Source organism: Vibrio sp. RM-41-2B, assembly GCF_024744415.1.
In the GTDB taxonomy this organism is placed as follows: Bacteria; Pseudomonadota; Gammaproteobacteria; order Enterobacterales; family Vibrionaceae; genus Vibrio; species Vibrio diabolicus.
The window spans coordinates 1-588 of the sequence record NZ_JAMQWD010000045.1; the positions used below are offsets into that span (position 1 = coordinate 1).

Annotated in this window: 1 protein-coding gene; it reads right to left on the minus strand. The window is 52.9% G+C overall.

All coding sequences use genetic code 11. From position 1 onward, the window contains the following. A partial coding sequence (locus NB463_RS18910; protein WP_258516028.1) for a VCBS domain-containing protein occupies nucleotides 1-588 on the minus strand: 588 nt, incomplete at both ends.

Sequence of the window (588 nt, forward strand, 5' to 3'; positions counted from 1 at the left end):
TCCACCCATGCTAGCTCACCATAGGTGCCCGTAACGGTGGTGTTTGCAAAAATCGGATCGTCGCCATTATCAACATCAGAGATGGTGATAGTGCCTGTTGCGGTTGCAACATCACCGAGATTGCCTTCGGTCACCGACCCCTTAAACGTGCCCGTCACGACTGGCGTGTCTTCGGTGCCCGTAATATCAATCACGATGTTTTGTTGGGTGCCATCGGTTGCCGTCAGGGTGATGGTGTCTTGCACCTGGTCACCCTCGTCCAGCTGTTGAACCTGGCTTTGGTCCAACGTATACGTCCACTTTCCATCCACCAATACTAGCTCACCGTAGGTGCCCGTAACGGTAGTGTTGCTGAACACTGGCTCATCGCCATTATCAACATCAGAGATAGTAATAGTACCTGTTGCGGTCGCGACATCACCGAGATTGCCTTCGCTCACCTTGCTGGTAAACGTACCGTCAACAATAGGCGTGTCTTCGGTGCCCGTAATATCAATCACGATCTTTTGTTGGGTGCCATCGGTCGCCGTTAGAGTGATGGTGTCTTGCACCTGCTCCCCCTCGTCCAGCTGTTGAACCTGGCTTTGG